This is a genomic window from Streptomyces sp. NPDC048338 (assembly GCF_043201055.1).
Lineage (GTDB): Bacteria > Actinomycetota > Actinomycetes > Streptomycetales > Streptomycetaceae > Streptomyces.
Genome location: NZ_JBICYQ010000001.1, coordinates 783482 through 809997, shown reverse-complemented (window position 1 = coordinate 809997; position 26516 = coordinate 783482). Strand labels below are relative to the sequence as shown.

Annotated in this window: 25 protein-coding genes; 14 read left to right on the top strand and 11 right to left on the bottom strand. The window is 72.2% G+C overall.

Features of this window, described 5'->3' with window-relative positions; all coding sequences use genetic code 11:
- Positions 1-243 precede the first annotated feature (243 nt).
- The 3 genes from ACGFZF_RS03700 to era all read left to right on the top strand — a co-directional run bounded on the left by ACGFZF_RS03700 (position 244) and on the right by era (position 3612).
- Entirely contained in the window at positions 244-1581 is a 1338-nt protein-coding gene (locus tag ACGFZF_RS03700; protein WP_393550873.1) for a beta-xylosidase, read from the top strand.
- Between the two features lie 94 nt (positions 1582-1675).
- A complete protein-coding gene (locus ACGFZF_RS03695) occupies positions 1676-2623 on the top strand; it encodes a WxL protein peptidoglycan domain-containing protein (protein ID WP_393550872.1) in 948 nt (315 codons plus the stop codon).
- Positions 2624-2661: 38 nt separating this feature from the next.
- Complete coding sequence (era, locus tag ACGFZF_RS03690) at positions 2662-3612, top strand: GTPase Era (RefSeq protein WP_393550871.1); 951 nt, start codon at positions 2662-2664, stop codon at positions 3610-3612.
- Positions 3613-3697: 85 nt separating this feature from the next.
- On the opposite strand, the gene ACGFZF_RS03685 is transcribed toward era, so the two are convergent.
- Together ACGFZF_RS03685 and ACGFZF_RS03680 are read right to left on the bottom strand one after the other, a co-directional pair.
- Positions 3698-3961: a protealysin inhibitor emfourin gene (locus tag ACGFZF_RS03685; protein WP_393550870.1), complete on the bottom strand. Its 264-nt coding sequence runs from the start codon at positions 3959-3961 to the stop codon at positions 3698-3700.
- A 24-nt stretch (positions 3962-3985) separates the two neighbouring features.
- The gene (locus ACGFZF_RS03680; RefSeq protein WP_393550869.1) at positions 3986-5056 is read right to left on the bottom strand and encodes a M4 family metallopeptidase; all 1071 of its coding nucleotides are present in this window, start codon (positions 5054-5056) and stop codon (positions 3986-3988) included.
- Between the two features lie 293 nt (positions 5057-5349).
- On the opposite strand from ACGFZF_RS03680, the gene leuA reads away from it, so the two are divergent.
- From leuA to ACGFZF_RS03650, 6 genes are all read left to right on the top strand, one after another.
- A complete protein-coding gene (gene leuA, locus ACGFZF_RS03675; RefSeq protein ID WP_393550868.1) occupies positions 5350-7116 on the top strand; it encodes a 2-isopropylmalate synthase in 1767 nt (588 codons plus the stop codon).
- Between the two features lie 123 nt (positions 7117-7239).
- Positions 7240-7503: a hypothetical protein gene (locus tag ACGFZF_RS03670; RefSeq protein ID WP_393550867.1), complete on the top strand. Its 264-nt coding sequence runs from the start codon at positions 7240-7242 to the stop codon at positions 7501-7503.
- A 154-nt stretch (positions 7504-7657) separates the two neighbouring features.
- Positions 7658-8350, top strand: a complete 693-nt coding sequence (locus ACGFZF_RS03665) for a TerB family tellurite resistance protein (RefSeq protein WP_393550866.1) — start codon at positions 7658-7660, stop codon at positions 8348-8350.
- Positions 8351-8526: 176 nt separating this feature from the next.
- Positions 8527-10605, top strand: a complete 2079-nt coding sequence (locus ACGFZF_RS03660) for an MMPL family transporter (RefSeq protein ID WP_393550865.1) — start codon at positions 8527-8529, stop codon at positions 10603-10605.
- A 51-nt stretch (positions 10606-10656) separates the two neighbouring features.
- Positions 10657-11808, top strand: coding sequence for a sensor histidine kinase (locus tag ACGFZF_RS03655; RefSeq protein ID WP_393550864.1), 1152 nt, complete (start codon positions 10657-10659; stop codon positions 11806-11808).
- Positions 11805-12485, top strand: a complete 681-nt coding sequence (locus ACGFZF_RS03650) for a response regulator (RefSeq protein ID WP_393550863.1) — start codon at positions 11805-11807, stop codon at positions 12483-12485. The genes ACGFZF_RS03655 and ACGFZF_RS03650 overlap by 4 nt, the downstream gene beginning before the upstream one ends.
- Here the strand turns inward: ACGFZF_RS03650 and ACGFZF_RS03645 are convergent.
- A complete protein-coding gene (locus ACGFZF_RS03645; protein ID WP_393550862.1) occupies positions 12472-13848 on the bottom strand; it encodes an FAD-dependent oxidoreductase in 1377 nt (458 codons plus the stop codon). The two genes, ACGFZF_RS03650 and ACGFZF_RS03645, sit on opposite strands and share 14 nt — an antisense overlap.
- 746 nt (positions 13849-14594) lie before the next feature.
- Between ACGFZF_RS03645 and ACGFZF_RS03640 the strand changes: the two genes are divergently transcribed.
- The 3 genes from ACGFZF_RS03640 to ACGFZF_RS03630 all read left to right on the top strand — a co-directional run bounded on the left by ACGFZF_RS03640 (position 14595) and on the right by ACGFZF_RS03630 (position 16524).
- Positions 14595-14810: a hypothetical protein gene (locus ACGFZF_RS03640; protein WP_393550861.1), complete on the top strand. Its 216-nt coding sequence runs from the start codon at positions 14595-14597 to the stop codon at positions 14808-14810.
- A 112-nt stretch (positions 14811-14922) separates the two neighbouring features.
- Entirely contained in the window at positions 14923-15672 is a 750-nt protein-coding gene (recO, locus tag ACGFZF_RS03635; RefSeq protein ID WP_147977933.1) for a DNA repair protein RecO, read from the top strand.
- A 27-nt stretch (positions 15673-15699) separates the two neighbouring features.
- Complete coding sequence (locus ACGFZF_RS03630) at positions 15700-16524, top strand: isoprenyl transferase (RefSeq protein WP_356598617.1); 825 nt, start codon at positions 15700-15702, stop codon at positions 16522-16524.
- Between the two features lie 64 nt (positions 16525-16588).
- On the opposite strand, the gene ACGFZF_RS03625 is transcribed toward ACGFZF_RS03630, so the two are convergent.
- The 4 genes from ACGFZF_RS03625 to ACGFZF_RS03610 are packed head-to-tail and all read right to left on the bottom strand — an operon-like array spanning position 16589 to position 19731.
- Complete coding sequence (locus tag ACGFZF_RS03625) at positions 16589-16999, bottom strand: Fur family transcriptional regulator (protein ID WP_393550860.1); 411 nt, start codon at positions 16997-16999, stop codon at positions 16589-16591.
- Positions 17000-17045: 46 nt separating this feature from the next.
- Positions 17046-17954 carry a metal ABC transporter permease gene (locus tag ACGFZF_RS03620; protein WP_393550859.1) on the bottom strand — a complete coding sequence of 303 codons (909 nt, stop codon included), beginning with the start codon at positions 17952-17954 and terminating at the stop codon, positions 17046-17048.
- Positions 17955-17956: 2 nt separating this feature from the next.
- On the bottom strand, positions 17957-18721 hold the full coding sequence (locus ACGFZF_RS03615; RefSeq protein ID WP_356598613.1) for a metal ABC transporter ATP-binding protein: 765 nt from the start codon (positions 18719-18721) through the stop codon (positions 17957-17959).
- Positions 18722-18759: 38 nt separating this feature from the next.
- Positions 18760-19731: a metal ABC transporter substrate-binding protein gene (locus ACGFZF_RS03610; RefSeq protein WP_393550858.1), complete on the bottom strand. Its 972-nt coding sequence runs from the start codon at positions 19729-19731 to the stop codon at positions 18760-18762.
- A 176-nt stretch (positions 19732-19907) separates the two neighbouring features.
- Here ACGFZF_RS03610 and ACGFZF_RS03605 point away from each other — a divergent pair, with 176 nt between their 5' ends.
- Entirely contained in the window at positions 19908-21290 is a 1383-nt protein-coding gene (locus tag ACGFZF_RS03605) for a glycine--tRNA ligase (RefSeq protein WP_393550857.1), read from the top strand.
- Between the two features lie 73 nt (positions 21291-21363).
- Here ACGFZF_RS03605 and ACGFZF_RS03600 read toward each other — a convergent pair whose 3' ends face one another.
- The 3 genes from ACGFZF_RS03600 to ACGFZF_RS03590 all read right to left on the bottom strand — a co-directional run bounded on the left by ACGFZF_RS03600 (position 21364) and on the right by ACGFZF_RS03590 (position 24428).
- On the bottom strand, positions 21364-22716 hold the full coding sequence (locus tag ACGFZF_RS03600; RefSeq protein WP_393550856.1) for an MFS transporter: 1353 nt from the start codon (positions 22714-22716) through the stop codon (positions 21364-21366).
- Between the two features lie 84 nt (positions 22717-22800).
- Positions 22801-23385 (bottom strand): TetR family transcriptional regulator, encoded by a 585-nt coding sequence (locus ACGFZF_RS03595; RefSeq protein ID WP_393550855.1) that lies wholly within the window; start codon positions 23383-23385, stop codon positions 22801-22803.
- Between the two features lie 29 nt (positions 23386-23414).
- Positions 23415-24428: an aldo/keto reductase gene (locus tag ACGFZF_RS03590; RefSeq protein ID WP_393550854.1), complete on the bottom strand. Its 1014-nt coding sequence runs from the start codon at positions 24426-24428 to the stop codon at positions 23415-23417.
- 312 nt (positions 24429-24740) lie between these two features.
- On the opposite strand from ACGFZF_RS03590, the gene ACGFZF_RS03585 reads away from it, so the two are divergent.
- Positions 24741-24959: a DUF6243 family protein gene (locus ACGFZF_RS03585; protein ID WP_393550853.1), complete on the top strand. Its 219-nt coding sequence runs from the start codon at positions 24741-24743 to the stop codon at positions 24957-24959.
- 110 nt (positions 24960-25069) lie between these two features.
- Here ACGFZF_RS03585 and ACGFZF_RS03580 read toward each other — a convergent pair whose 3' ends face one another.
- Positions 25070-26512: an MFS transporter gene (locus ACGFZF_RS03580; protein ID WP_393550852.1), complete on the bottom strand. Its 1443-nt coding sequence runs from the start codon at positions 26510-26512 to the stop codon at positions 25070-25072.
- Positions 26513-26516: the final 4 nt, after the last annotated feature.

The following is a 26516-nucleotide window of genomic DNA, read 5'->3' as shown; positions in this document are numbered from 1 at the left end:
CGCCCGGGCGGGCGCTCGCGCCCCGCGGCCCACCACCGCCTCGTAGCCCCCGAACGTTCTTGGCATGACCGTCCGGCGTCGCCCCAGGCGACGCCGGTATCCGTGCTGACCTGGGCGAACGTGCTCCCGTGAGGTGATCTTGACATTATCTGATGGGTCATCAGTCGATGGATTTCGACGGCATTGACTTCTTTTGGCGAGCAGCCGTCAATGGCGCCCTCTCATCCCTCAGGAGGGGCACACATGGCACTGTTCCGAACCCCGCCGCGAAGACGGCGTCTGACCGCCGCCCTCGGTGTCGCCGCGCTCGCGGTCGCCACCGGCGGCGCCCTGGCCGGCCCGGCCGGCGCGGCCACGACCGCCTCCCAGGCGGTGGACTTCCCCACGCACTGCGTGCCGCCGCCGATCGCGGGCATCCCGCCGATCGACGGCACCACGACGGCCCAGATCACCGTGGACAAGCCCACCCCTAAGGTCGGCGAGACGGTCACCGTCACCTACAAGGTCACCAAGCCGGCCGCCTCCAACCCGGTCGACCTGGCGCTGCCGGCCGACATCATGACCCCGAGCGGCAAGGTCGTCCTCGGCGGCGCCCAGTCCGGCGCGGTCACCGTCACCGGGCCCAAGAAGAACGACCCGGTCCCCGGCAAGGGCGCCTTCCCGCCGTTCTCGATGACCGGCACGTTCACGGTCACCGCGCCCGGCGCGATCACCCTGTCGCCGGGCGACTACAACATCCACACCAGCTACCTCATGGAGCTGGACACCCCCTGCACGGTCACCAACCCGCCGGCACCGGTCTCCGAGACGGTCACGGCGAGCCCGCAGCCGGGAGCGAACGAGCGGAACATCTCGCTCGGCACGGCCTCCGGCGCACCCGGCGTCCGGGTCACCGTCACCGGCGCCAAGTTCACCCCGCTCGCCGAGGTCACCGTCGTCGGCCGGTCCGGAGCGGCGGAGACCGCCGACCGGATGACCGTGACGACCGACAGCGAGGGCGGGTTCGCGGCCCGGCTGATGGTCAACGACAAGGCGACCACGGGCGTCGTGGCGTACGAGGGCACGGCCTGGGACCCGGAGAAGGGCGCCGGACCGGTCGCGTACACCGTCGTCGACGACACCCCGCAGCCGCCGAACAGCCAGAAGCTCAGCACGGCCGTGAAGGCGGGCGCGCTGTCGATGACCCAGGCCGGCGACGCCGTGCAGCTGTCGTCCGTCGACTTCGGTCAGGGCGGCGCCGCGACCGGCGACCTGAAGACGGTGACGGTGAAGGACTTCCGCGGTGGCCCCGCGGGCTGGTCCCTGACCGGCAAGGTCACCGACTTCACCGGCGCGGGCGGCTCCATCGGCGCGGGCGGGCTCAGCTGGACGCCGTCCTGCACCACCAAGGCGGGCAGCCCCAGCACCTGCGTGCCCGGCTCGGCCGGAACGGTGGGCAGCGGCGGGGCCACCCTCGCCTCGACCCCGAACGGCACGGTCACCGGCGGCGAGTTCACCGTCGACGCGAAGGTCTCCCTCGACGTGCCGGCGTTCACCGCCCCCGGTACGTACGCGGGTGTCCTGACCCTGACCCTGAGCTGACACCCACCCGGTAGGAACCGGGCCACACCCCCAACAGAACGGCGGGCCGGGCGCGCACCCGGTCGGCCCGCCCCGACCCCAGGGATCCCGCACCGTGCGCAAGCTCCGCGCCTTCGTCCTCGCCGCCGCCCTGCTGCTGCTCGGCGCGCCCTCCGCCGACGCCGCCGACAACGGGGAGTGGGCCGTCTACCCGGCCGCCTCCGAGCTCGGCAGCCGTCCCTACTTCTACCTGTCCGCCGATCCCGGCACGACCGTGACCGACCAGGTCACCGTGGCCAACAAGACCGGCGCGCCCCTCACCTTCCTGGTCTACGGAGCCGACGCCTACAACACCGAGCGGGACGGCGGTTTCGCCGTCCGCAGCCGCCAGGAGAAGCAGACGGGCGCCGGGGCCTGGATCACTCCGGAGCGCACCCGCGTCACCGTCCCCGCCCGCTCCGTCGTGACCGTCCCCTACACCCTCGCCGTTCCCGCCGACGCCGAGCCGGGCGACCATCCCGGTGCCGTCGTCGCCCTCGACGAGCGGGTCGCCGCCGGCGGCGCCGGGGCGGTCGCCGTCGGTGTGCAGCGCGCCGTCGGGGCCCGGGTCTACCTCCGGGTCAACGGTCCGACCATGCCCGCGCTCGCCGTCGAGGACGTGACCCTCGACCAGGACAGGCCCCTCGTGCCCGGTGCCGGCGAGAGCAGCGCCCTCATCTCGTACACGCTGCACAACCGCGGGAACGTCACCCTCAACCCCCGCGTCGCCCTCCGGGCGGAGGGCCTCTTCGGCCGCACCCTCCTCGAACGCACGCCGACGGGGGTCCCGTCCGAGCTCCTGCCCCGCCAGAAGATCCGTCTCACCGAGCGCTGGGCGGGATCGCCGCAGTTCGACCGGGGCGAGGTGACCCTGACGGCGACGGCCACCGGCGTGCGGGAATCCGGCCGGGTGTCGTTCCTCGCGCTGCCGTGGGCCGCCGCCGGGCTCGTCGTACTCGGTGCCGCGGCGGGCCTGACGGGACTCCGGGTACGGCGGCGCAGGGCGGCCGCCGGGCCCCGATGACCCCTCTGGGTACGTGAGGCCGCCGCGCATCGGGGAGAATGGCCCCCATGAGCGCTCGCAACCAAGAATCCGAAGCCGTCCACCGGGCCGGTTTCGCCTGCTTCGTCGGCCGTCCCAACGCCGGCAAGTCCACCCTCACGAACGCTCTGGTCGGCCAGAAGGTGGCGATCACCTCCAACCGGCCGCAGACCACCCGGCACACCGTCCGCGGCATCGTGCACCGCCCGGACGCGCAGCTGATCCTGGTCGACACGCCCGGCCTCCACAAGCCGCGGACCCTCCTCGGCGAGCGGCTGAACGACGTCGTGCGCACCACGTGGGCCGAGGTCGACGTGATCGGCTTCTGCCTGCCCGCCGACCAGAAGCTCGGCCCCGGCGACCGCTTCATCGCCAAGGAGCTCGCCGGGATCAAGAAGACCCCGAAGGTCGCGATCGTCACCAAGACCGACCTGGTGGACTCCAAGACGCTCGCCGAGCAGCTCATCGCCATCGACCAGCTCGGCAAGGAGCTGGGCTTCGAGTGGCAGCAGATCGTCCCGGTCTCCGCCCTCGGCAACAAGCAGGTCGACCTCGTCGCCGACCTGCTGATCCCGCTGCTGCCGGAGTCCCCGCCGCTCTACCCCGAAGGCGACCTCACGGACGAGCCGGAGCAGGTGATGGTGGCCGAGCTGATCCGCGAGGCGGCGCTGGAGGGCGTCCGCGACGAGCTGCCGCACTCGATCGCGGTGGTCGTCGAGGAGATGATCCCGCGCGAGGACCGTCCCGCGGACAAGCCGCTGCTCGACATCCACGCCAACGTCTACATCGAGCGCCCCAGCCAGAAGGGCATCATCATCGGCCCGAAGGGCAGCCGCCTCAAGGAGGTCGGCATGAAGTCCCGCAAGCACATCGAGGCGCTCCTGGGCACACCGGTCTTCCTCGACCTGCACGTCAAGGTCGCGAAGGACTGGCAGCGGGACCCCAAGCAGCTGCGGAAGCTGGGCTTCTAGGGACACCCGCCAGGGCTCGGCGGACACCCGCCAGGGCCCGGCGCCCGATCGGCCCGCTTCAGGCCCCCGGCGTGCCGGAAGCGGGTCAGGCGCCCTCCTTGAGGACGCGCGCGATCAGCGACCGCTGGGCCTCCGTCAGCCGGGGGTCGCCGCAGCGGACCGTCCGGTCGTCCACCGTGATCTCGTACCGGAAGCCGTCCGGCACCCCCCGGCCGTCACCGTCGCCCTGGTCCAGGACCGTGACCGCCAGGGCGTGCCACTCCGCCGCGTCCGGCAGGGCCGAGGTGTCCACCTCGGCCGACCGCTCGATGCCCGCGAAACCGCCGGTGCGCCGCACTCGAATCCGCATGGGCCCTGTCTACCAGCAGGCGACTCAGTCCGTCGGGACACCGACGGCCGACCAGGCCTTCAGCACGGCCTGGATCTCCTCCCCGTCGCCGTACCGCGCCCGCGCCGCGGTCACCGTCGCGGCGGCGAACTCGGCGAAGCGGGTCTCGGGGGTGAGGCCGCCGCCGGTCATCACGTCGTACCAGATCTGCCCGGCCCGCTCCCAGGCCCTGCCGCCCAGCTCGGTCGCGACCAGGTAGAAGGCGTGGTTGGGGATGCCGGAGTTGATGTGCACCCCGCCGTTGTCGCGGCTGGTGCGGACGTAGTCGTCCATGTGCCCCGGTTGGGGGTCCTTGCCGAGGACGTCGTCGTCGTAGGCCGTGCCCGGCGCCTTCATCGAGCGCAGCGCCGTCCCCTCGACGTTCGGGTGGAACAGTCCCTCGCCGATCAGCCAGTCGGCCTCCCCGGCGCTGTGGCCCAGCGTGTACTGCTTCACCAGCGAGCCGAAGACGTCCGAGACGGACTCGTTGAGCGCGCCGGACTGGCTGAAGTACTCCAGGTTCGCGGTGTACTGCGTGAAGCCGTGGGCCAGCTCGTGGCCGATGACGTCGACCGGGAGGGTGAAGTCCAGGAAGATCTCGTCGTCGCCGTCCCCGAACACCATCTGCTCGCCGTTCCAGAAGGCGTTGCCGTAGTTCCGGTCGTAGTGGACCGTCGCGAGGAGCGGGAGGCCCGCGCCGTCGATCGAGTCGCGGCCGAAGCCCTTCAGGAAGAGGTCGAAGGTGGCGCCGAGCCCGGCGTAGGCCCGGTTCACGGTGGCGTCGGCGGTCGCCTCCTGCCCCTCGGCCCGGACCTCGGTGCCCGGCAGGTCGGTGCCGTGTCCCGCGTCGTACACGGTGCGCCGGGGGCGGGCGGGCTCCGCGGGCCCCGGGCCCGTCGCCGTGGCGGCGGGCGGCAGCACGCGGGCCGTGCGGGCCGCCGCGTCGGCGACGAGGGTCCGCCGGGCGGCCGCCGCGACCTCCGGGTTCCCGGACCGGGCCAGGTGCTCCAGGAGGTGCGGGGGCACGATCGTGCAGAAGACGGGGTGGTGGGCGTGACGGCACGCGTGGGAGGTCATGTCGAAAATGTGGCACTGAGTCACGCCGCTGTCACTAGAGGCGACCATGATCCGCGAAATGGAGTGATCCGTCACTCTTCGTCCTTGACGCGACGGCCGTCCCGCATACTGGAACGGGACGTCCGGATCCACCGTCCCTGAGCTAGGCTGCGGCACATCATGCGTTTCGGGCTGCTTCTCCTTAGCTGCCGCGGCGAGGGCCTGTAGTCGTAGGCCGACCCCCTCCCCGCGGGACCTGGTGTTGCGTTCGACAGTCGGCCGTCCCTCCCGTTGGACCCGAGGAGCCCTACGCGATGTCCCAGCCTGTCGGCCGCCCCACGCCCATCACGAACGCCACCCAGACGCAGAAGCCGTCCGGGATGCCGATCCACAAGTACGGCCGCTACGAGGCCGTGCACATCCCCGACCGCACCTGGCCCGAGCAGCGGATCACCAAGGCCCCCCGCTGGCTGTCCACGGATCTGCGCGACGGCAACCAGGCGCTGATCGACCCGATGTCGCCCGCCCGCAAGCGCGAGATGTTCGACCTGCTGGTGCGCATGGGTTACAAGGAGATCGAGGTCGGCTTCCCGTCCTCCGGCGACACCGACTTCAACTTCGTACGGTCGATCATCGAAGAGGGCGCGATCCCGGACGACGTCACCATCTCCGTCCTGACCCAGGCCCGCGAGGACCTGATCGAGCGGACCGTGGAGTCCCTGGTCGGCGCCAAGCGCGCCACCGTGCACCTGTACAACGCCACCGCGCCCACCTTCCGCCGGGTCGTCTTCCGCGGCTCGAAGGAGGACATCAAGCAGATCGCCGTCGACGGCACGCGGCTGGTCATGGAGTACGCCGACAAGCTGCTGGGCGACGACACGGTCTTCGGCTACCAGTACAGCCCCGAGATCTTCACCGACACCGAGCTGGACTTCGCCCTGGAGGTCTGCGAGGCGGTCTGTGACGTCTGGCAGCCCGAGGAGGGCCGCGAGATCATCCTGAACCTGCCCGCCACCGTGGAGCGTTCGACGCCGTCCACGCACGCGGACCGGTTCGAGTGGATGTCCCGGAACCTGACCCGCCGCCCGTACGTCTGCCTGTCCGTCCACCCGCACAACGACCGCGGCACCGCGGTGGCGGCGGCCGAGCTGGCCATCATGGCCGGCGCCGACCGCATCGAGGGCTGCCTGTTCGGCCAGGGTGAGCGCACCGGCAACGTCGACCTGGTGACCCTGGGCATGAACCTGTTCTCGCAGGGCGTCGACCCGCAGATCGACTTCTCGCAGATCGACGAGATCCGTCGCACCTCCGAGTACTGCAACCAGATGGAGGTCCACCCGCGCCACCCCTACGCGGGCGATCTGGTCTACACCGCCTTCTCCGGCTCCCACCAGGACGCCATCAAGAAGGGCTTCGACGCCATGGAGGCCGACGCGGCCGCCGCCGGCAAGACCGTGGACGAGATCGAGTGGGCGGTGCCGTACCTGCCCATCGACCCGAAGGACGTCGGCCGTTCCTACGAGGCCGTGATCCGGGTCAACTCGCAGTCCGGCAAGGGCGGTATCGCGTACGTCCTGAAGAACGACCACAAGCTGGACCTGCCGCGCCGGATGCAGATCGAGTTCTCGAAGATCATCCAGCAGAAGACGGACACCGAGGGCGGCGAGGTCACCCCGGCCGCGATCTGGTCGGTCTTCCAGGACGAGTACCTGCCGAGCACGGACAGCGCCGCGGAGCGCTGGGGCCGGATCCAGCTGCGCTCCGGCCAGACCACCTCGGACACGGACGGCACCGACACCCTGACCGTCGAGGCGGTCGTCGACGGGGCCGACACCGTCCTGACGGGCTCCGGCAACGGCCCGATCTCGGCCTTCTTCGCCGCCCTGCAGGCGATCGGCGTGGACGCCCGGCTGCTGGACTACCAGGAGCACACGATGAGCGAGGGCGCGTCCGCGCAGGCCGCCTCGTACATCGAGTGCGCCATCGACGGCAAGGTCCTGTGGGGCATCGGCATCGACGCCAACACGACCCGCGCCTCGCTGAAGGCCGTCATCTCGGCGGTCAACCGCGCCGCGCGCTGACGCTCCGTACCGGCGGCCCCGCACTCCCCGAGGAGTGCGGGGCCGCCGCCGTACACGACCCGCGTCACCCTTTCAGGTTGTGCTCGGCGGCTCCTTCGCCAGGGGCGCCGCCCCACCCGCGGGGTGAACCTCCGGGACGAGGCCGCGGACCGCTTCGCGCGGGACGACCGGGCCCCCTGTCCGGCAGCGCGGCTTTCCGCCAGATCCGGTCCCACGGCGACGCCGGCCGCCGCGCCCGAGCCCACCCCGTCCACCCCTGAGGGCGACCTGGCGACCACCGGGCCGGCGTCCGGGCCGGGTGCGGCGGGGGTCGCCGGAGCGGCCCTGCTGATCGGCGGCGGCCCCGCCGCGTACGCGGTGCACCGCCGCCGCGCCCGCACCTCCTGACGTGCCCCGGGGCACGCCCGGCGGGTGATCCGCGGGTGTCGTGTCTCGGCCATGTCGGTTGCGTTCTGCTGACGAGGTGCTGACGCCACATCATGGATGTGGCTAACATCACGCCAACGCCGGCAGTGCTGCCGGACCGTGGAGGAGGTGCGACGTGCGAGCTGCCCGAGGATCACGCGGGAGAAAAGTGGGCGTCTGCGGCATTCGTACCTCCTGGAACACCGTCGGGGACGGCGAGTTCTTCTGCGAGGAGTGCGGTGGCGACCGCAACTACCGTCGCCGGACCGGCCGTCGTCGCTTCGCCGTGCTGGGCGTCCCGGTGCTGCCGCGCGGCCAGGCCGGACCGGTCGTCGAGTGCACCGCTTGTCAGACCCACTTCGGTACGGAAGTGCTCGACCACCCGACGACGAGCCGCTTCTCCGCGATGCTGCGGGACGCCGTGCACACCGTCGCCCTCGCCGTGCTCGCCGCGGGCGGCGCCTCCTCCCGCACGGCCGTGGACACCGCGGTCGCGGCGGTGCGCGCGGCCGGGTTCGCCGAGTGCACCGGCACCCAGCTCACCGACCTCGTCGAGGCCCTGGCCGCCGACACCGGCCGCTTCCTGCCGGACGCGAGCGGCGGGGGCGCCGCCCTGGCCATCGAGCTCCACGAGGCCCTGGAGCCGCTCTCCCCGCACCTGGCCGCCTCCGGGCGCGAGTCGATCCTGCTCCAGGGAGCCCGGATCGCGCTGGCGGACGGCGCGTACAGCCCGGCGGAGCGGGACGTCCTGAGCACCGTCGGCAACGCGCTGGCCCTGTGTGCCGACGACACCGCCCGGCTGCTCGCCACCGCCAGGACGCTCCTCTGAGGGCTACGCGGGGCGCTCCCCGTGGAGCAGGCCGGCGCGTACTCCCGGGGGAGTAACGCCGGCCCGGCACCGCCCCCGGCAGTACCCCGCGTCTCGCTCCCCGGGCCGACGAAAGCGGCCCGCACCGGCGGGAGTCTGGGAACGACCCAGACGACCGTGCCGGAGGGAGGCCCGAGATGGGGGCCCCGAACAGGACCATCAGCGAGCGGCGCGGACGGCGCGCCATCCCCTGGGGGATGCTCGCGCTGTGGGTGATCGTGCTCGCGATCGCCGCGCCCTTCGCCGGCGAACTCGGCGCCGTGCAACGCGACCGGGCCGTCGACTACCTGCCCGCGAGCGCCGACTCCACCCAGGTCGCCACCCTGGGGGAACTGCTCCCCGGCGGCGACTCCACGGACCTCGTCCTCGTGTACCACCGCGACGGCGGTCTCACCCCCGGCGACCGCGACACCGCCGCCCGCGAGGTCGCCCGGGTCGCCGCCGAGCACCCCCTCACCTCGCCGCCGCGGCCCGTGCCCTCGAAGGACGGCACCACCCTCCTCTACGCCGTCTCCAGCACCGAACCGGGGACGGACGAGAAGGCCAGGGACGCCCTCGTACAGGACATCCGCGCCGGTGTCAGCGGCCAGGTCGGCGGCCCCGGCGCCCTCGCCACCGACGCCGGCGAGGTCTACGAGTCCCTCGACGGACCGCTCCTCTACACGACCGTCGCCGTCGTCGCGATCCTGCTGATCGTCATCTACCGCAGCCCGTTCCTCTGGCTCGTGCCCCTGCTCGTCGCCGGCGCCGCCGACTTCCTCTCCATGGCCGTGACCTACGCCCTCCACCAGGGCTTCGACATCAGCGTCTCCGGCCAGAGCACCGGCGTCATGACGATCCTCGTCTTCGGCGCGGGCACCGACTACGCCCTGCTCCTCGTCTCGCGCTACCGCGAGGAACTGCGCCGCACGCCACGCCCCTACGACGCGATGCTCACCGCCCTGCGCGGCTGCGGTCCCGCCGTGCTCGCCTCCTCCGGCACCGTCGCCGCCGGCCTGCTCTGCCTGCTCGCCGCCGACCTCAACAGCAGCCGGGGCATGGGCCCGACGGCCGCCGTCGGCGTGCTGTGCGCCCTGGTCGCCATGACGACCCTGCTCCCGGCGCTCCTCGTCGTCCTCGGCCGGCGGGTGTTCTGGCCGCTGATCCCGGCCCACGGCAGTGCGCCGAGGACCGGGCGCCGTTCCTTCTTCGCGGCCGTCGGCGGCTCCGCGGGCCGCCGCCCGGTCGCCGTGCTGCTCACCGGGGCCGCCGCGCTCGCCGCCCTCGCCCTCGGCACCCTCGCCCTGCCCGGCGCGCTGAAGCAGGAGGACTCCTTCACCTCCACCCCCGAGGCCGTCGCCGCGATGAAGACGCTGGCCGCCGCCTACCCGGAGGCGGGCACCCAGCCGATCACCGTCATCGCCCCGACCACCGGCGCGGCCCGGGCGCTGGAGACCGCCCGGGCCACCGACGGGGTCGAGAGCGCCGAGCGCGGCCGCAGCGGCGGGGGCTGGACCGAGATCTCCGTCCTCGCCGACCATCCGCCCCAGTCCGCCGCCGAGACGGCCACCATCAAGGAACTGCGCGCCGGGCTCGGCGAGGGCGTGTACGTCGGCGGGCCCAGCGCCGAACAACTGGACCTCACCGAGACCAGCCGCAGCGACAGCAGGGTGATCGTGCCGCTCGTCCTCGTCGCGGTCCTGCTCATCCTGGTCGTCCTGCTGCGCAGCCTGATCGCCCCTCTGCTCCTGGTCGGCGCGGTCGTCGCCGTCTGGGGCGCGTCACTCGGCATCGGCGGCCTGCTCTTCGAACCCCTCTTCGGCTTCGAGGGCACCGATCCCGGACTGCCGCTCCTCTCCTTCGTCTTCCTCGTCGCCCTCGGCGTCGACTACGGCATCTTCGTGATGCACCGGATGCGCGAGGAGTGCCTGGACGGGGCGGAGCCCGGCGCCGCCGCGCTGACCGCGCTGCGCACCACCGGCGGCGTGATCGCCTCCGCCGGCCTCGTGCTCGCCGCCACCTTCGCGGTGCTGGTGAACATGCCCCTGGTGCAGCTGGCCGAACTCGGCTTCGTGATCGCGGTCGGCGTGCTGCTCGACACCTTCCTCGTCCGTACCTACCTCGTCACCAGCGCGAGCGTGCTGCTCGGCCGGAAGGTGTGGTGGCCCGGACCGCTCTCCCGCCGTCCGGGTGCCGTGCCCGCGACGCCGGCCGAACGGACGCCCGCCGGCGTCTGACACCGACCACGGGCGGGCAGGGGCTCCCGGAGCCCCTGCCCGCCCGGGAGGATGAACCCCGTGGACTTCGCAGCCGCCTTCACCCGTGACCCGCAGGCCGCCCCGTACCCGGTGCGGTGCGACGCGACGGCCGCCGCCTGCTTCGCCGTCGTCGCCGCCGTGCTGGCGCTCGCCGTGGACGACGGCCGACGCCCCGACACGCTCGGCTGGGCGCTGCTGCTCGCCGCCCACGTGCCGCTGGCCTGGCGGCGGCGCGCCCCGCTGCCGGTGCTGATCGCGGTGGTCGCCGTGGTCGCGCCCTACCACGCGCTCGACTACATGCACCTGGCGCCGATCCCCGCCTCGATGACCGCGCTCTACACGGTCGCCTCCACCGGCCGGCCACGCCGCACGCTGCTGGTCGGGGCCCTGGTCGTCGGCGTCACCCTCACCGTCCAGGTCCTCGTCAATCCGCACGAGGTGGTGGAACTGCTGCGGGTCTCCGGCTGGGTGACCGCGATGCTCGTCTTCGGCGCCAGCGTCCGGCTCTACCGGCAGCTGGTGGAGAGCGTCGTGGAGAAGGCCGCCCGCGAGGGGGAGCGGAGGGTCGTCGAGGAGCGGCTGCGGATCGCGCGCGACCTGCACGATCTGCTCGCCCACTCGATCACCCTCATCGGCGTCCAGACCTCCGTCGCCGCGCACGTCCTGGTCGCCGATCCGGACCGGCTGGACCGGGAGGCACTGGCGAAGGCCCTCGACGGCATCGCGCAGACCTGCCGGGAGGCGCGGACCGAGGTGCGAACGACGCTGGACGTGCTGAGGGCCGCGCCGGAGGGGCCGTTGCCGGACCTGGCCGGCCTGCCCGATCTCGTCAGGGCCTCGGGCGCGGCCCTGACGGTGCGGACGGGGCGGGCCCGGGTGCCGGCGGCGGTCGGGGCCGCCGCCTACCGGATCGTGCAGGAGTCCCTGACCAACGCCGTGCGGCACGGGGGACCGGAAGCGGTCGTGCGGGTCGACGTCGGCCTGGCGGACGAGGTGCTGACCGTGCGGGTCACGGACGACGGCACGGCGTCCGGCGCCGCGGGCGGGTCCGGCTACGGAATCCTCGGGATGCGTGAGCGGGCCCGGAGCGTGGGCGGCACACTGAGCGCGGGCCCGCGCGCGTCCGGGGGCTTCGAGGTGGCGGCGGCCCTGCCGCTGCAGGGGCGGGAGGCCATGGCATGAGCGCGATCCGGGTGCTGCTGGCGGACGATCAGACGCTGGTGCGGGCCTCGTTCGCGATGCTCGTCGACTCGGCGCCCGACATGGAGGTGGTCGGTCAGGCCGGGACCGGCCGGGAGGCCGTGGAGCTGGCCCGTTCGGCCCGGGCGGACCTGGTCGTCATGGACGTCCGGATGCCCGAACTCGACGGGATCGGCGCGACCCGGCTGATCGCCGCCGACGAGGATCTGGCCGGGGTGCGGGTCCTGGTGCTGACGACGTACGACACGGACGAGCACGTGGTGGAGGCGCTGCGGGCGGGGGCGTCGGGCTTCGTGGTGAAGGACATCCGCCCGGCGGAGCTGCTCGACGCGATCCGCACGGTGGCGGCCGGGGAGGCGCTGCTCTCACCGGGGCCGACGGCCCGGCTGATCGCCCGGGTCCTGGCGGCCCCGGAGGCTCCCGCGGCACGGTCGGCGGGCGGCCCGGACGAACTGTCCGAGCGGGAGCGCCAGGTGCTCGCGCTGGTCGCCCGGGGGCTGAACAACGCCGAGATCGCGGAGACGCTGGGCCTGAGCCCGCTCACCGCGAAGACCCACGTCAGCCGCATCATGGGCAAGCTCGCGGCCCGGGACCGGGCCCAACTCGTCATCATCGCCTACGAGTCGGGCCTGGTCCGGGCGGGTGCTACCGGGGGGTGACGGCCTCGCTGGCGCGGAGCATGTCCTCGCGCTCGACGATCTTCACGCGCTCACGGCCCTCGGCCGCGCCGAGCGCCTTCTCGGCGGCGTCCAGGGCGTACCAGCCCTCCCACGTGGTGTACGTGAGGCCCTTGCCCTCCAGGAAGGCGACGACCGCGTCCGTCTCCGGGCTCTCCGGCGTGAGGAGCCGGCCGTTGGCGAAGTCGTCGAGCAGGTTCGCGACCGTCTCGTTGGCGTCGCCCTTGGTGTGGCCGATGAGGCCGACGGGCCCCCGGCGGATCCAGCCGGTGACGTAGGTCGACGCCATGTGCGCGCCACTCTCCTCGACGACCCGGCCGCCCTCGTCCGGAACGGTGCCGGAGGCGGTGTCCCAGGGCAGCTTGGGCAGCTCGTCTGAGAGGTAGCCGACCGCGCGGTACACGGCCCGGACGTCCCAGTCGGTGGTCGCGCCGGTGCCCTTGACGTTGCCGGTGCCGTCGAGTTCCGTGCGCTCGGTGCGCAGGCCGACGACCTTGCCGTCCTCGCCGAGGATCTCCGCCGGGGACTCGAAGAAGTGCAGGAACAGCTTGTGCGGGCGGTCGCCGGCGTCGCGGATCGCCCAGTTCTCCAGGGTCTTGGCGACCATGTCGGTCTGCTTGTTCTTGCGGCGCTCGGCGATCGAGCCCTCGTCGTAGTCGATGTCCTCGGGGTTGACGATGACCTCGATGTTGGGGGAGTGGTCCAGCTCGCGCAGCTCCATCGGGCTGAACTTCGCCTGCGCCGGGCCGCGACGGCCGAAGACGTGGACCTCCAGCGCCTTGTTCGCCTTCAGGCCCTCGTGGACGTTCGGCGGGATCTCCGTCGGCAGCAGCTCCTCGGCGGTCTTCGCGAGGATGCGGGCGATGTCGAGGGCCACGTTGCCGACACCGAGCACCGCGACCTTCTCGGCCTCCAGGGGCCAGGTGCGCGGCACGTCCGGGTGTCCGTCGTACCAGGAGGCGAAGTCGGCGGCACCGTAGGAGCCGTCCAGCTCGACGCCGGGGATGCGGAGCTCACGGTCGGCCATGGCGCCCGTGGAGAAGACCACGGCGTCGTAGAAGGCGCGCAGGTCGTCCAGGTGGACGTCGGTGCCGTAGTCGATGTTGCCGAAGAGGCGCACCTGCGGCTTGTCGAGGACCTGGTGCAGGGCGGTGATGATGCCCTTGATCCGCGGGTGGTCGGGGGCGACGCCGTAGCGGATGAGGCCGAAGGGAGCGGGCATCCGCTCGAAGATGTCGATCGACACGCCCGGCTCGGCGGCGGCCTCGGACTTCAGCAGCGCATCGGCGGCGTAGATCCCGGCAGGGCCGGCGCCGACGATCGCGACCCGGAGAGGGCGGGGCATGTCTGGGTTCCCTTCGCAAGCGGCGTGACGGCGAGAGGTGCCGTCACTTAGGTCACCCTAAATAATCGACTCCGCGGACCGGTACCCGCCCCCCGTCTATGACCCCATAAGGCAGGCTTATGGGTTCCATAAGTGCGATCGAGTCCGGACGGCCTGTGGTGAGTCCGTGGAACGCCGGTTCGAGAATGCGAAAGCGTGAGCGCCTCTCGGCCCCGGAAGGAAGCGCCGCCCCGGCTTCGGTCGCGGCTTTCGGTTCGCCGGCCCCGACCGGCCGCGTATCCGCGGCTTTCGCGCATTCGCCTTTCCGGCCGGATCCGGAGGGGAACGGCCCGGCTCGCCGAGTTCTTCCGGTGTTTCCCCGAGAGCCCTCCGGGCGCCTGACGTCGACCTTTGGCCATGGATCGACTCCCCTGTCCGGCAAGGAGTTTGGAGAACGCGCGAATCCGCGGATTGTACGGATCCGGCGCCACCCAGGTGGTGGAAAGCTGGAATTGGATTCGGGAAGGGGCCCGTTGGTGAAGGAAGAACAGGAGCGGCCGGAAACGGGAACCGTACGGGAGGGGACGGAAATGGCGGTGGAGCGGCGGGACGGAATCGGGCGGGCGGAACTCGTTCCGCCCTCGCCCGGGCGGACGTCCCCGCCCCCGCCGCCGATCCCCCGGGAGGCCGCTCGTCGGACGCGGACATCGCACGCAGGGCGCGGCGCGCCGGTCGGCCGCCGTGCCCCCGGGAGAAGAGAGCCGGCCATGGATCTGCCCATCGGGTCGTACGTCGTCGACATCCACACCGGGAAGGTCGGCACGGTCATGGGGCACGAGGGGCCGTATCTCCAGCTGAGACCCCTGGGCGGCGGCCGCGAATGGGACTGCGACCCGGAGGGCGTCCGGGTCGCCACCACCGCCGAGCGGCTGAGCGCGGCCACCGCGCTCGCGAACGCGCGCAGCCGCGGCGAGGTGCCGTGACCTTCCGGGAACCGTCCTGCCGGTCACCCGGCTCGCGGAGTCCGGTGCCGTCATGGACATGCACTGCCGAAGGCGCGCACGGGAGCCCCCTCGCGTACGCGAGAATGGGCCCATGAGTCTGTTCCGCGACGACGGCATCGTGCTGCGCACCCAGAAGCTGGGCGAAGCGGACCGCATCATCACGCTCCTCACGCGCGGTCACGGCCGCGTACGCGCCGTGGCCCGCGGGGTGCGGCGCACCAAGTCGAAGTTCGGTGCCCGGCTGGAACCCTTCTCGCACGTGGACGTCCAGTTCTTCGCGCGGGGCAGCGAACTCGTCGGCCGGGGGCTGCCCCTGTGCACGCAGAGCGAGACCATCGCCGCGTACGGCAGCGGCATCGTCACCGACTACGCCCGCTACACGGCCGGCACCGCGATGCTGGAGACCGCGGAGCGGTTCACGGACCACGAGGGCGAGCCGGCCGTCCAGCAGTACCTGCTGCTGGTGGGCGGGCTGCGGACGCTCGCGCGGGGCGAGCACGCGCCGCACCTCATCCTCGACGCCTTCCTCCTCCGCTCGCTCGCCGTCAACGGCTACGCGCCCAGCTTCGAGGACTGCGCGAAGTGCGGCATGCACGGTCCCAACCGGTTCTTCTCGGTCGCGGCGGGCGGAGTCATATGCGGCGACTGCCGGGTGCCCGGCAGCGTCGTACCCTCTCCGGAGGCCATCGGCCTGCTCAGCGCGCTCCTCACCGGCGACTGGGCGACGGCGGACGCGTGCGAGCCGCGTCACGTCAGGGAGGGCAGCGGGCTGGTGTCCGCCTATCTGCACTGGCACCTGGAGCGCGGCCTGCGCTCGCTGCGGTACGTAGAGAAGAGCTAGACGCTCGAAGCTAGGAGAGTTGACCTCATGGCCATGGCACGAATCCTCGGACGGAACCGGCGGGAGTACAAGGTTCCCGAGCCGCACCCGTCCGGCGCGCGCCCGCCGAAGATCCCCGGCGAGCTGGTGCCGAACCACGTGGCCTGCGTGATGGACGGCAACGGCCGCTGGGCGCAGGAGCGCGGCCTGCCGCGCACCGAGGGCCACAAGGTCGGCGAGGGCGTCGTCCTGGACGTGCTCAAGGGCTGCCTGGAGATGGGCGTCAAGAACCTCTCCCTCTACGCCTTCTCCACGGAGAACTGGAAGCGGTCCCCGGACGAGGTCCGCTTCCTCATGAACTTCAACCGGGACGTCATCCGCCGCCGCCGCGACGAGATGGACGAGCTCGGCATCCGGATCCGCTGGGTCGGCCGCATGCCCAAGATGTGGAAGTCGGTCGTCCAGGAGCTCCAGGTCGCCCAGGAGCAGACCAAGGGCAACGACGCCATGACCCTGTACTTCTGCGTGAACTACGGCGGCCGGGCCGAGGTCGCGGACGCGGCGCAGGCGATCGCGCGGGACGTGGCGGCCGGGAAGCTCGACCCGGGCAAGGTCAACGAGAAGACCTTCCAGAAGTACCTGTACTACCCGGACATGCCGGACGTGGACCTCTTCCTGCGCCCCAGCGGCGAGCAGCGGACCTCGAACTACCTCATCTGGCAGAGCAGTTACGCGGAGATGGTCTTCCAGGACGTCCTGTGGCCGGACTTCGACCGCCGTGACCTGTGGCGCGCGTGCGTGGAGTACGCCTCCCGCGACCGGCGCTTCGGCGGCGTCTCGGCCGAGGACCTCGCCGGACTGGACAAGGCGTAGCGGCGACCGGGCAGACGAAGGGGCCCGCACCGGATCGTCCGGTGCGGGCCCCTTCGCGTACGTCCTACTCGGTCGCGCAGTCCGCGCACGTCCCGAAGATCTCGACCGTGTGCGCCACGTTCACGAAGCCGTGCTCCGAGGCGATCGTCTCGGCCCACTGCTCCACCGCCGGGCCCTCGACCTCGACGGCCTTGCCGCACACGCGGCAGACCAGGTGATGGTGGTGGTCGCCCGTCGAGCAGCGGCGGTAGACGGTCTCGCCCTCGCTCGTGCGCAGCGCGTCCACCTCGCCCGCGTCCGCGAGGGACTGGAGCGTGCGGTAGACCGTGGTCAGGCCGACCGAGTCGCCGCGGTGCTTGAGCATGTCGTGCAGCTCCTGGGCGCTGCGGAACTCGTCCACCTCGTTGAGCGCCGCGGACACCGCGGCCCGCTGCTTCGTCGAGCGCCCGCGTACGGGGGGTCCTGCCGTCGCCACGGGGGCCTCCTTGTGAGTCGTCTGCCCCCGCCATTCTGCCAGGCTGCTAGAGCGTGGCATCGTCGGTCGCGCGCCGTGTGGCCGGAACCGCCACGTCGCACGCCGCCGCCGGTGACGCCGCGCCCGCCGCCTCCGCCGCCCGGGCCCGGCGCTTCGCCAGCGGCGTGGCCAGCGCCGTGAGCACGATGAAGACGGCGATGGCGAGCAGCACGATCGTCGCGCCGGGAGGCAGGTCCTGGTAGTACGACGTGATCGTCCCGGACAGGGTGACGCCGGTGCCGATCAGCACCGCGAGCACGAAGGTCGTCCGGAAGGACCGGGACAGCTGCTGGGCCGCGGCCACGGGGACCACCATCAGGGCGCTGACGAGCAGCAGGCCCACCACCCGCATCGCGACCGTCACGGTCACCGCGGCGGTGATCGCGATCAGCAGGTTCATCGCCCGGACCGGCAGTCCGGTGACGCGGGCGAACTCCTCGTCCTGGCTGACCGCGAAGAGCTGGCGGCGCAGCCCGACCGTGACGAGGACCACGAAGGCGGCCAGCACGGCGATCGCGGTGACGTCCTCGGAGGAGACCGTCGACAGGGAGCCGAAGAGGTACGAGTTCAGGTTGGCGTTGGAGCCGGTGTCCGAGAGGTTGATCAGCAGGACGCCGCCGGCCATGCCGCCGTAGAAGAGCAGCGCGAGCGCGAGGTCGCCGCGGGTCTTGCCGTACGCGCGGATCAGCTCCATTGCCACCGAGCCGGCGACGGCGACCAGCGTCGCCATCCAGATGGGGCTGGAGTTCAGCAGGAAGCCGAGACCGACTCCGGTCATGGCGACGTGGCCGATCCCGTCGCCCATCAGCGCCTGGCGGCGCTGGACGAGGTAGATGCCGACGGCGGGGCCGGTGATGCCGACGAGTACGGCCGCGAGGAGCGCTCGCTGCATGAAGGCAGGCTCGAGGAAGTCCATGATCAGGTCAGCAGTCCCGTGCGGAGCGGCTCGCCGGCCGCGTGCGGATGTACGTGGTCGTGGCCGGGCAGCGCGTGCTGTCCGACGGCCTGCGGCGGCGGGCCGTCGTGGACGACGCAGCCGTCGCGCAGGACGACGGCGCGGTCGATCAGCGGCTCCAGCGGGCCCAGTTCGTGCAGGACGAGCAGGACGGAGGTGCCGCCGGCGACCTGCTCGCGCAGGGTCGAGGCGAGGATCTCCTGGCTGGCCAGGTCGACTCCCGCCATGGGCTCGTCCATGATCAGCAGCTCGGGCTCGGAGGCGAGCGCGCGGGCGATGAGGACGCGCTGGTGCTGGCCGCCGGAGAGGGCGCTCACCGAGTCCCCGGCCCGGTCGGTGAGGCCGACGAGCGCGATGGCGCGGTCGACGGCGGCCCGGTCGGCACGGGTCAGCCAGCCGAAGGCGCGGCGGGAGAGCCGGCCGGAGGCGACGACCTCGCGGATCGTCGCGGGCACGCCGCTTGCGGCGGTGGTGCGCTGCGGCACGTAGCCGACACGGGCCCAGTCCCGGAACCGCTTCTGCTCGGTGCCGAAGAGGGAGATCGTGCCGCCGGTCAGCGGTACCTGACCGATGACGGAGCGCACGGCGGTCGACTTGCCGGAGCCGTTGGCGCCGAGCAGGGCGACGACCTCGCCGCGGTGCACGGTGAGGTCGACGCCGCGCAGCACCGGGCGCGCGCCGAGGGCCGCCGTGGCTCCGCGGACGGAAATGACGGGTTCCAGGGCCATGACGCGTGCCTCCGATGCGTGCGTGCCGGGCGTGGGTGTCACTTGGCGCCGAGGGCCTTCTTCAGCGCGGCGAGGTTGGACTGCATGACCTCGATGTAGTCATCGCCCCGGGACTTGTCGGTGATTCCCTCCAGCGGGTCGAGGACGTCGGTCCTCAGGCCGGTGTCGCCCGCGAGGGTCTTCGCGGTCTTGTCGCTGGCGAGGGTCTCGAAGAAGACGGTGGAGACCTTGTCCTTCTTCGCGATGTCCTGGAGTTCCTTGACGCGGGCGGGGCTCGGCTCCGACTCGGGGTCGATGCCGGTGATGCCCTCCTGGTCCAGGCCGTAGCGCTCGGCGAGGTAGCCGAAGGCGGAGTGGGTGGTGATGAAGGTCTTCGTGGCCGTGTTCCGCAGGCCCGACGCGAAGGCGGTGTCCAGGTCACCGAGCTTCTTCACCAGCGCGTCGGTGTTCTTCCGGTAGTCGGCGGCGTTGGCAGGGTCGGCCTTCTCCAGGGAGGCCCCGACGCCCTTGGCGACCTCGGCGTACTTCACCGGGTCGAGCCAGATGTGCGGGTCGGTGCCGGCCTCGCCGTGGTCGTGGCCCTCCTCGGCGCCGTGTTCCCCGCCGTGCTCGTGGCCGACCGCGGTGCCGTGCGCCTCGAGCTCGGTGAGGGTGGCGGCGTCGACGGTGTGCTCGACGCCGGCCTGCTTGATCGCGTCGTCGACGGCGGGCTGCACGCCCTTGAGGTAGAGGATGTAGCCGGCCTCGCCCAGCTCGCCGATCTGCCGCGGCTTGAGGTCCAGGTCGTGCGGCTCGACGCCCGGCTTGGTGAGGGTGGTGACGGCGACGTGGTCCCCGCCTATCTGCTCGGCCAGGTACTGCATGGGGTAGAACGACGCCACCACGTCCAGCTTGCCGTCGCTGTTCTTGCCCGCGGCGTCGGAGGTTCCGGAGCAGGCGGAGAGCGAGACGAGGCCGAGCGTGACGGCTCCGGCGACGGCGGTGGCGGGTATGAGGCGGCGTACGTTCATGACACTCATTTTCAACAAAACTGGAAACGATTGTCAATTGTGCTTCCTGTGGGCCCGGCCACGGCGTCCTCGGCCCGCCCGCGAGCGGGCCCGGTGCCGAACCGATTTGATACGGGGGGTGCGGGCGCCGGTAATCTGAAGCATTCGCACTTCGTCGTCGTAATGAAGAGAGCACCGTGGCCGCCGACAAGATCGACACCATCGTCAGCCTGAGCAAGCGCCGTGGCTTCGTCTACCCCTGCAGTGAGATCTACGGCGGCCAGAAGGCCGCCTGGGACTACGGGCCGCTGGGTGTCGAGCTCAAGGAGAACATCAAGCGTCAGTGGTGGCGTTACATGGTCACCTCGCGCGAGGACGTCGTCGGTATCGACTCGTCGGTGATCCTGGCCACCGAGGTCTGGGAGGCCTCCGGCCACGTCGCCACCTTCACCGACCCGCTGACCGAGTGCACCTCCTGTCACAAGCGCTACCGCGCAGACCACCTGGAGGAGGCGTACGAGGAGAAGCACGGCCGTCTCCCCGAGAACGGTCTCGCCGACCTCAACTGCCCCAACTGCGGCAACAAGGGCACCTTCACGGAGCCCAAGCAGTTCTCCGGCCTGCTCTCCACGCACCTCGGCCCGACGCAGGACTCCGGTTCCGTCGCCTACCTGCGTCCCGAGACCGCGCAGGGCATCTTCACCAACTTCGGTCAGGTGCTTCAGACCTCGCGCAAGAAGCCGCCGTTCGGCATCGCGCAGATGGGCAAGTCGTTCCGGAACGAGATCACTCCGGGCAACTTCATCTTCCGCACCCGCGAGTTCGAGCAGATGGAGATGGAGTTCTTCGTCAAGCCGGGCGAGGACGAGCAGTGGCACGAGTACTGGATGGAGCAGCGCTGGAACTGGTACACGGGCCTGGGTCTCCGTGAGGAGAACATGCGCTGGTTCGAGCACCCGCAGGAGAAGCTCTCCCACTACTCCAAGCGCACCGCCGACATCGAGTACCGCTTCCAGTTCGGCGGCAGCGAGTGGGGCGAGCTGGAGGGTGTCGCCAACCGCACCGACTACGACCTGAACGCGCACTCCAAGGCGTCGGGCAACGACCTGCAGTTCTTCGACCAGGAGGCCGGCGAGCGCTGGACGCCGTACGTCATCGAGCCGGCCGCCGGTGTCGGCCGCACGATGCTGGCGTTCATGCTCGACGCGTTCAACGAGGACGAGGCCCCGAACGCCAAGGGCGTCATGGAGAAGCGCACCGTGATGCGCTTCGACCCGCGCATCGCGCCGGTCAAGGTCGCCGTCCTGCCGCTGTCCCGCAACCCGCAGCTGTCGCCGAAGGCCAAGGGCCTCGCCGCCGACCTGCGGCAGAACTGGAACATCGACTTCGACGACGCCGGCGCCATCGGCCGCCGCTACCGTCGCCAGGACGAGATCGGCACGCCGTTCTGCGTCACCGTCGACTTCGACACCCTGGACGACAACGCGGTGACCGTGCGCGAGCGCGACACCATGAAGCAGGAGCGCGTCTCCCTGGACCAGATCCAGGGCTACCTGGGCAGCCGCCTGCTCGGCTGCTGACGCCCCGCCGTCCACACGGCGCGTGCGCATGACGAAGCCCCCGGTTCCGTGAAGGAACCGGGGGCTTCTCGCGTCACCGCCCCGGGGCCGGCTCCGCCGCCGGGTGCGCGTCGGGGGAGGCCCGGGGAAGCAGGAACGGGGTCGCCAGGGCGAGCAGCCCGGCGAGCGCGAGCGCGGCACGGGGGCCGGCCAGTCCGGCCAGCAGTCCCCACAGCGCGGTGATCGCCGCGATGGAGAGCTTGGCGCTGACCGACCAGGCCGACAGGGTGCGGACCACCCGGTCCGGTGGGGTGAGCTCCAGCCGGGAGGTGGCGAGCAGCGGGTTGAACACCCCGATGCAGGTGATCATCCCGAGTTCGACGGCCGCGACGAGGACCAGGCCGGGGACCCCGGGCCCCACGAAGGCGAGTCCGGGCAGCCAGCAGGCCCGCAGCGTCCCCGCGACGCGCAGGACCCGGTGCCGGCCGTACCGGGCGACGAGCCGGCGGGACAGCCGTGAGCCGACCAGGCCGCCGAGGCAGGGCACCGCGAAGACCAGGCCGTACTGCCACGGGGCGAAGCCGAGCGGGCCCAGCATGAGGACGGCCAGCAACGGCGAGGTCGCCATGATCAGGCCGTTGACCAGGAGGGCGTTGAGGAACAGGGGACGCAGCGCGGAGTCGGCCAGGATGAAACGCCATCCGTCGAGCAGTTCGCCGGCCCGCAGCCGCGACGGGGCGTCGGCCCGCTCGGGGCGCGCCTCCGCACGGCCGATCGCCCGGATGCCCGCCGCCGACAGCAGGTGACTGACCGCGTCGGCCACCACGCTCGTCACCGGACCGAGCAGTCCGATCGCGGCCGTGCCGAGGGGCGGCCCCAGCATGGTGGCCGTCCAGGTCGTCGCCTCCAGCCGCCCGTTCGCGGCGAGCAGGCCCTCGCGCGGGACGAGCTCCTTCAGACAGGCTCCGGCCGCCGCCTGGAAGGTGATGCCCGCCGCGGCCATGACGACCGACACCACCAGGAGCTGCGCGAAGCCGAGCAGGCCGAGCGCGTACGCGGCGGGCACGCTGAGCAGGGCCGCGCACCGCACGAGGTCGGCGGTGATCATCACCGGCCGCTTGCGCCGGAACTCCACCCACGGGCCGAGCGGCACCGCCACCACCGCGCCGACCGCCACCCCGGTCGCGGCCAGCGCGGACACCTGGGCCGGTCCGGCGTCCAGCACGAGGATCGCGATCAGCGCGAACGCGTCGAAGGCGAAGAACGTGCCGAAGGTGCTGACCGCGTTCGCCGCCCACAGCCACCGGAAGTCCCGCCCGAGGGAGGCCCCGGTCCCACCCTCGGCCGCCGGCTCCCCGCCCTGCCGGCGGGACACCGGGAAGGCGGCCCGCCTCACTCGCCGGGTGCCCGGCATCCGGCCGGCGGCCGGGTCCGATCGACGTGGCACGACGCCTCCTGGGTCCTGTCCGGGCTGCCTAGGCGGTGTCTTGCCGATCTTGCCGGGCTCGCGGTGTGATCGACAAGACACCCCCTAGGCGCGCAGGCCGCGCAGCAGCAGGTCCACCACGGCGTCGAACTCGCCGTCGATCGAGGGGCGTTGCCATTCGGGAGCGTAGGCGGGGTCGTGGAAGCGGGCGGTCGCGTCGAAGACGGCGCGAGCCGTGGCGTCCGCGTCGGGGGCGGTGAACTCCGCGTCCCGGGTGCCCTCCTCGACGATCGTGCGCACCTGGCTGATGAGCGCGGAGACGTGGTCCTCCACCACTCCGCTGTTCTCGTCGATCAGCACGCCGTAGGTGGCGAACAGCTCGGGGTCGTCGCCGGCCTTGCGGCGCTTGGCCGCGAAGAGGGTGGCGAGCCAGTCGCGGAGCTTCTCGGAGGCCGCCCGGTCGGTGGCCGCGGTCACCTCGGCGAGCGCGCCCTCGGCCCGGGAGAGCCAGCGTTCCGTGACGGCCTCGCGCAGCGCGGCCTTCGTGCGGAAGTGGCGATAGACACTGCCGTGGCTGACCCCCAGCACCCGGGCCACGTCGACGACCGTCGCCTTGGCCGGCCCGTAGCGCCGCAGCACCTCCTCGGTGGCTTCGAGGATGCGCTCTGCGGTCAGGGTCTCGGACGACATGGAAGGACAGTACCTGTCGGCCGGCGGGGTCAGTGCTCGCTGTCCAGGTGCGCCATCTGCGCTGCCGGGTAGCGGTCGCCGGCCGCCGCGCCCACCGGGACGGCCTGCTCGATCGCGTCCAGGTCGGCCGCGTCCAGCGTGACGTCCAGGGAGGTCAGCGCCTCGGCGAGACGGTCCCGGCGGCGAGCGCCGATCAGCGGCACGATGTCGACGCCGTGCCGCGGGCCCTGGGCGAGCACCCAGGCGATGGCGGTCTGGGCGACCGTCACGCCCTTGGCCTCGGCGACGGCGCGCAGCCGGTCCACCAGGTCGAGGTTTCGGCCGAGGTTGTCGCCCTGGAAGCGCGGGCTCATCCCCCGGAAGTCGCCCGGCGCGAGCTCGCGGTCCCGGGAGAAGTGGCCGCTGATCAGTCCGCGCGAGAGCACGCCGTACGCCGTGACGCCTATGCCCAGCTCGCGGGCCGCGGGCAGGATCTTCTCCTCGATCCCGCGGGATATCAGCGAGTACTCGATCTGCAGGTCGGCGATCGGGGCGACCGCCGCCGCCCGGCGCAGCGTGTCCGCGCCGACCTCGGAGAGGCCGATGTGGCGGACGTGCCCCGCCTCGACCAGTTCGGCGATCGCGCCGACCGTCTCCTCGATCGGGACGTCGGGGTCGACCCGGGCGATGCGATAGATGTCGATGTGGTCGGTGCCCAGGCGCTGGAGCGAGTAGGCCGCGAAGTTCTTCACCGCGGCCGGCCGGCCGTCGTATCCGGTGAAGCCGCCCTCGACCGTGCGCAGGGCGCCGAACTTCACGCTGGTCAGCGCCTGCTCGCGGGCCTCGGCCGGGGCGGTGCGGAGGGCTTCGTTGATCAGCAGTTCGTTGTGCCCCATGCCGTAGAAGTCGCCCGTGTCGAGGAGGGTGACGCCGGCGTCGAGGGCGGCGTGGATCGTCGCGATCGACTCGGCGCGGTCGCTCTCCCCGTACAGCGCGGACATGCCCATGCAGCCGAGACCGAGCGGGAAGACGCGCGGACCGGTGGTGCCGAGGGTGCGGTTCATGACGGTCTCCTCTGAGAAGAAGCGGTCGGGTGACACATGACGACTATGACATGACGGCTGACAGATTTCAATCTTTGTCATTCCATCGAGGATTCTCCACCCCGCGTCACCCCCGCACGCCACCCCGCGGCCCCGCGCAGCACCGGCGAAAAGCGGATGACCGGACCCACCCGGCGCGGTAGCGTCGCGGCCATGTCTTCCATGTCCGCCAAGTCCCTGTTCTTCCAGATCTACGAGTGAGAGCGCCGCGGGCCCCCGCCCGCGCAGCGCAAGACGACCGACCGACGCACCTCTCACTGATGGGAATCCCGCATGGCCAAGGGCCGCAACAACCTCCTCGGTGTCGGCGGACAGCGCAGGAAGCTGTCCCGTGCCGACCAGGCAGGCGCCGTCGAGAACCGCGACGCCGACCGTCGCGCCGCCGTCGACCAGAAGCAGGAACTGCTCCGGAAGATGCGCGAACGCACGCAGGGCACCACGAGCACCGCGGACACCGGGAACACCCCGGCAGCCGCGGGCGGCGAGCAGTAGCCGCAGTCCACTCGGAAAGGCAGGGGCCCGGGTCACCATGTGACCCGGGCCCCTGCCCCCTTCGCGGCCGCAGCGGCCGGAGCGGCCGGACGAAGCCCGCCCACAGCGCCTCAGCCCACTCGACGCGGCAGCCGGAGACTCAGCGCGACCGTCACGGCCACCGCGGCGAGCTGCACCAGCAGCGTCGCCACCAGCGCGTCGCGCACGCCGGCCGACGCCGCCAGCGACAGGAACAGCGAACCCAGGGTCGCCACCCCGAGGGCCAGTGCCGACTGCTGGGTGGTCACCATGACCCCGCTGCCCACCCCCGCGCGCTCCGCCGGAACCTCGGACAGGACGACCCGGAAGAGCACCGGCAGTTGCAGTCCCTGGCCCAAGCCCGCGACCGCCATGCCCGGCAGCAGGCTCCAGGCCGACAGGTCCGGCCAGGAGCGCCAGACCGTCAGGGCCAGCAGCGCGACGCCGAGCCCCTGCAGCAGCCCGCCCGCCGTCACGATCCGGCTGCCCCAGCGCCGTACCAGCCGGGGACCCGCCAGCGAGGCGCCGAAGAAGGCCACCGCCATCGGCACGAGCGCCAGGCCCGAGACGACCGCGCCCATGCCCAGGCCCTGCTGGAGCGCCACCGCGATGACGAACATGAAGCCGCCGAAGCCGATCGAGAACGGCAGCACCAGGGCCAGGCCGCGACGCAGCGAGACCAGGGCGAGCAGGCTCGGCGGCACCAGCGGCGTGCGCCCCCGGCGGTCCGCCCGCAGCTCCACCCGCCAGAAGGCCGCCGCCGCGAAGGGGAAGACAGCCAGCGAGACCCAGGTCCACAGGGGCCAGCCCGAGGCCCGGCCCTCCGTCAGCGGGGCGAGCAGCGACAGCAGGGTGAGGGTCAGGAGCAGGGTGCCCGGGACGTCCACCGGCGCCGGCCGGTCCGAGCGGGTCTCCGGCACGGTGCGCACCGCGAGGAGCAGTCCGGCCAGCGCCACCGGCACGTTGACCAGGAAGATCGCCCGCCAGCCGCTGCCCGCGACGTCGGCGGCGACCAGCACGCCGCCCAGGATCTGGCCGGCCACCATCGCGAGGCCGGCCGTCGCCCCGTACAGGCTGAGCGCCTTGGCGCGCCGCGCCCCCGTCGTCGAGGCGTGAATGGTCGCGAGCACCTGCGGCAGCATCAGCGCCGCCGCGGCACCCTGTGCCACGCGCGCCCCGACGAGGGTCCAGGCGTCCGGCGCGAGCCCGCAGGCCAGCGACGTCAGACCGAAGGCGGCCATGCCCGCGAGGAAGAGCCGGCGGCGGCCGAAGAGGTCGCCGAGCCGCCCGCCGAGGACGAGCAGGACGGCGTACGCGAGCCCGTACCCGGCGACGACGAGTTCCAGCAGGGCCGGACCGGCCGCCAGATCGTGGTCGATGGTGGGCAGGGCGACGTTGACGATGAAGAAGTCGATCAACGGCAGCGCGGCACCCAGCAGCACGGTGAACAGGCCGGACGAACCGAGGACGGGTGAAGCGCGGTCGACGACGCCGCCCGTGGTGCGGGCGTCGGGGGAGAGGACTCTCGTAGCCATGCCC

What these genes read in the sequence shown, in the direction of transcription:
- ACGFZF_RS03580 (WP_393550852.1), bottom strand. Translation starts at nt 26,512, where the DNA reads ATGGCTACGAGAGTCCTCTCCCCCGACGCCCGCACCACGGGCGGCGTC.
- ACGFZF_RS03650 (WP_393550863.1), top strand. Translation starts at nt 11,805, where the DNA reads ATGAGCGCGATCCGGGTGCTGCTGGCGGACGATCAGACGCTGGTGCGG.
- ACGFZF_RS03620 (WP_393550859.1), bottom strand. Translation starts at nt 17,954, where the DNA reads ATGGACTTCCTCGAGCCTGCCTTCATGCAGCGAGCGCTCCTCGCGGCC.
- recO (WP_147977933.1), top strand. Translation starts at nt 14,923, where the DNA reads ATGAGTCTGTTCCGCGACGACGGCATCGTGCTGCGCACCCAGAAGCTG.
- ACGFZF_RS03640 (WP_393550861.1), top strand. Translation starts at nt 14,595, where the DNA reads ATGGATCTGCCCATCGGGTCGTACGTCGTCGACATCCACACCGGGAAG.
- ACGFZF_RS03685 (WP_393550870.1), bottom strand. Translation starts at nt 3,961, where the DNA reads ATGCGGATTCGAGTGCGGCGCACCGGCGGTTTCGCGGGCATCGAGCGG.
- era (WP_393550871.1), top strand. Translation starts at nt 2,662, where the DNA reads ATGGCCCCCATGAGCGCTCGCAACCAAGAATCCGAAGCCGTCCACCGG.
- ACGFZF_RS03645 (WP_393550862.1), bottom strand. Translation starts at nt 13,848, where the DNA reads ATGCCCCGCCCTCTCCGGGTCGCGATCGTCGGCGCCGGCCCTGCCGGG.
- ACGFZF_RS03590 (WP_393550854.1), bottom strand. Translation starts at nt 24,428, where the DNA reads ATGAACCGCACCCTCGGCACCACCGGTCCGCGCGTCTTCCCGCTCGGT.
- ACGFZF_RS03585 (WP_393550853.1), top strand. Translation starts at nt 24,741, where the DNA reads ATGGCCAAGGGCCGCAACAACCTCCTCGGTGTCGGCGGACAGCGCAGG.
- ACGFZF_RS03610 (WP_393550858.1), bottom strand. Translation starts at nt 19,731, where the DNA reads ATGAACGTACGCCGCCTCATACCCGCCACCGCCGTCGCCGGAGCCGTC.
- ACGFZF_RS03700 (WP_393550873.1), top strand. Translation starts at nt 244, where the DNA reads ATGGCACTGTTCCGAACCCCGCCGCGAAGACGGCGTCTGACCGCCGCC.
- ACGFZF_RS03615 (WP_356598613.1), bottom strand. Translation starts at nt 18,721, where the DNA reads ATGGCCCTGGAACCCGTCATTTCCGTCCGCGGAGCCACGGCGGCCCTC.
- ACGFZF_RS03680 (WP_393550869.1), bottom strand. Translation starts at nt 5,056, where the DNA reads ATGACCTCCCACGCGTGCCGTCACGCCCACCACCCCGTCTTCTGCACG.
- ACGFZF_RS03630 (WP_356598617.1), top strand. Translation starts at nt 15,700, where the DNA reads ATGGCCATGGCACGAATCCTCGGACGGAACCGGCGGGAGTACAAGGTT.
- ACGFZF_RS03655 (WP_393550864.1), top strand. Translation starts at nt 10,657, where the DNA reads ATGAACCCCGTGGACTTCGCAGCCGCCTTCACCCGTGACCCGCAGGCC.
- ACGFZF_RS03660 (WP_393550865.1), top strand. Translation starts at nt 8,527, where the DNA reads ATGGGGGCCCCGAACAGGACCATCAGCGAGCGGCGCGGACGGCGCGCC.
- ACGFZF_RS03595 (WP_393550855.1), bottom strand. Translation starts at nt 23,385, where the DNA reads ATGTCGTCCGAGACCCTGACCGCAGAGCGCATCCTCGAAGCCACCGAG.
- leuA (WP_393550868.1), top strand. Translation starts at nt 5,350, where the DNA reads ATGTCCCAGCCTGTCGGCCGCCCCACGCCCATCACGAACGCCACCCAG.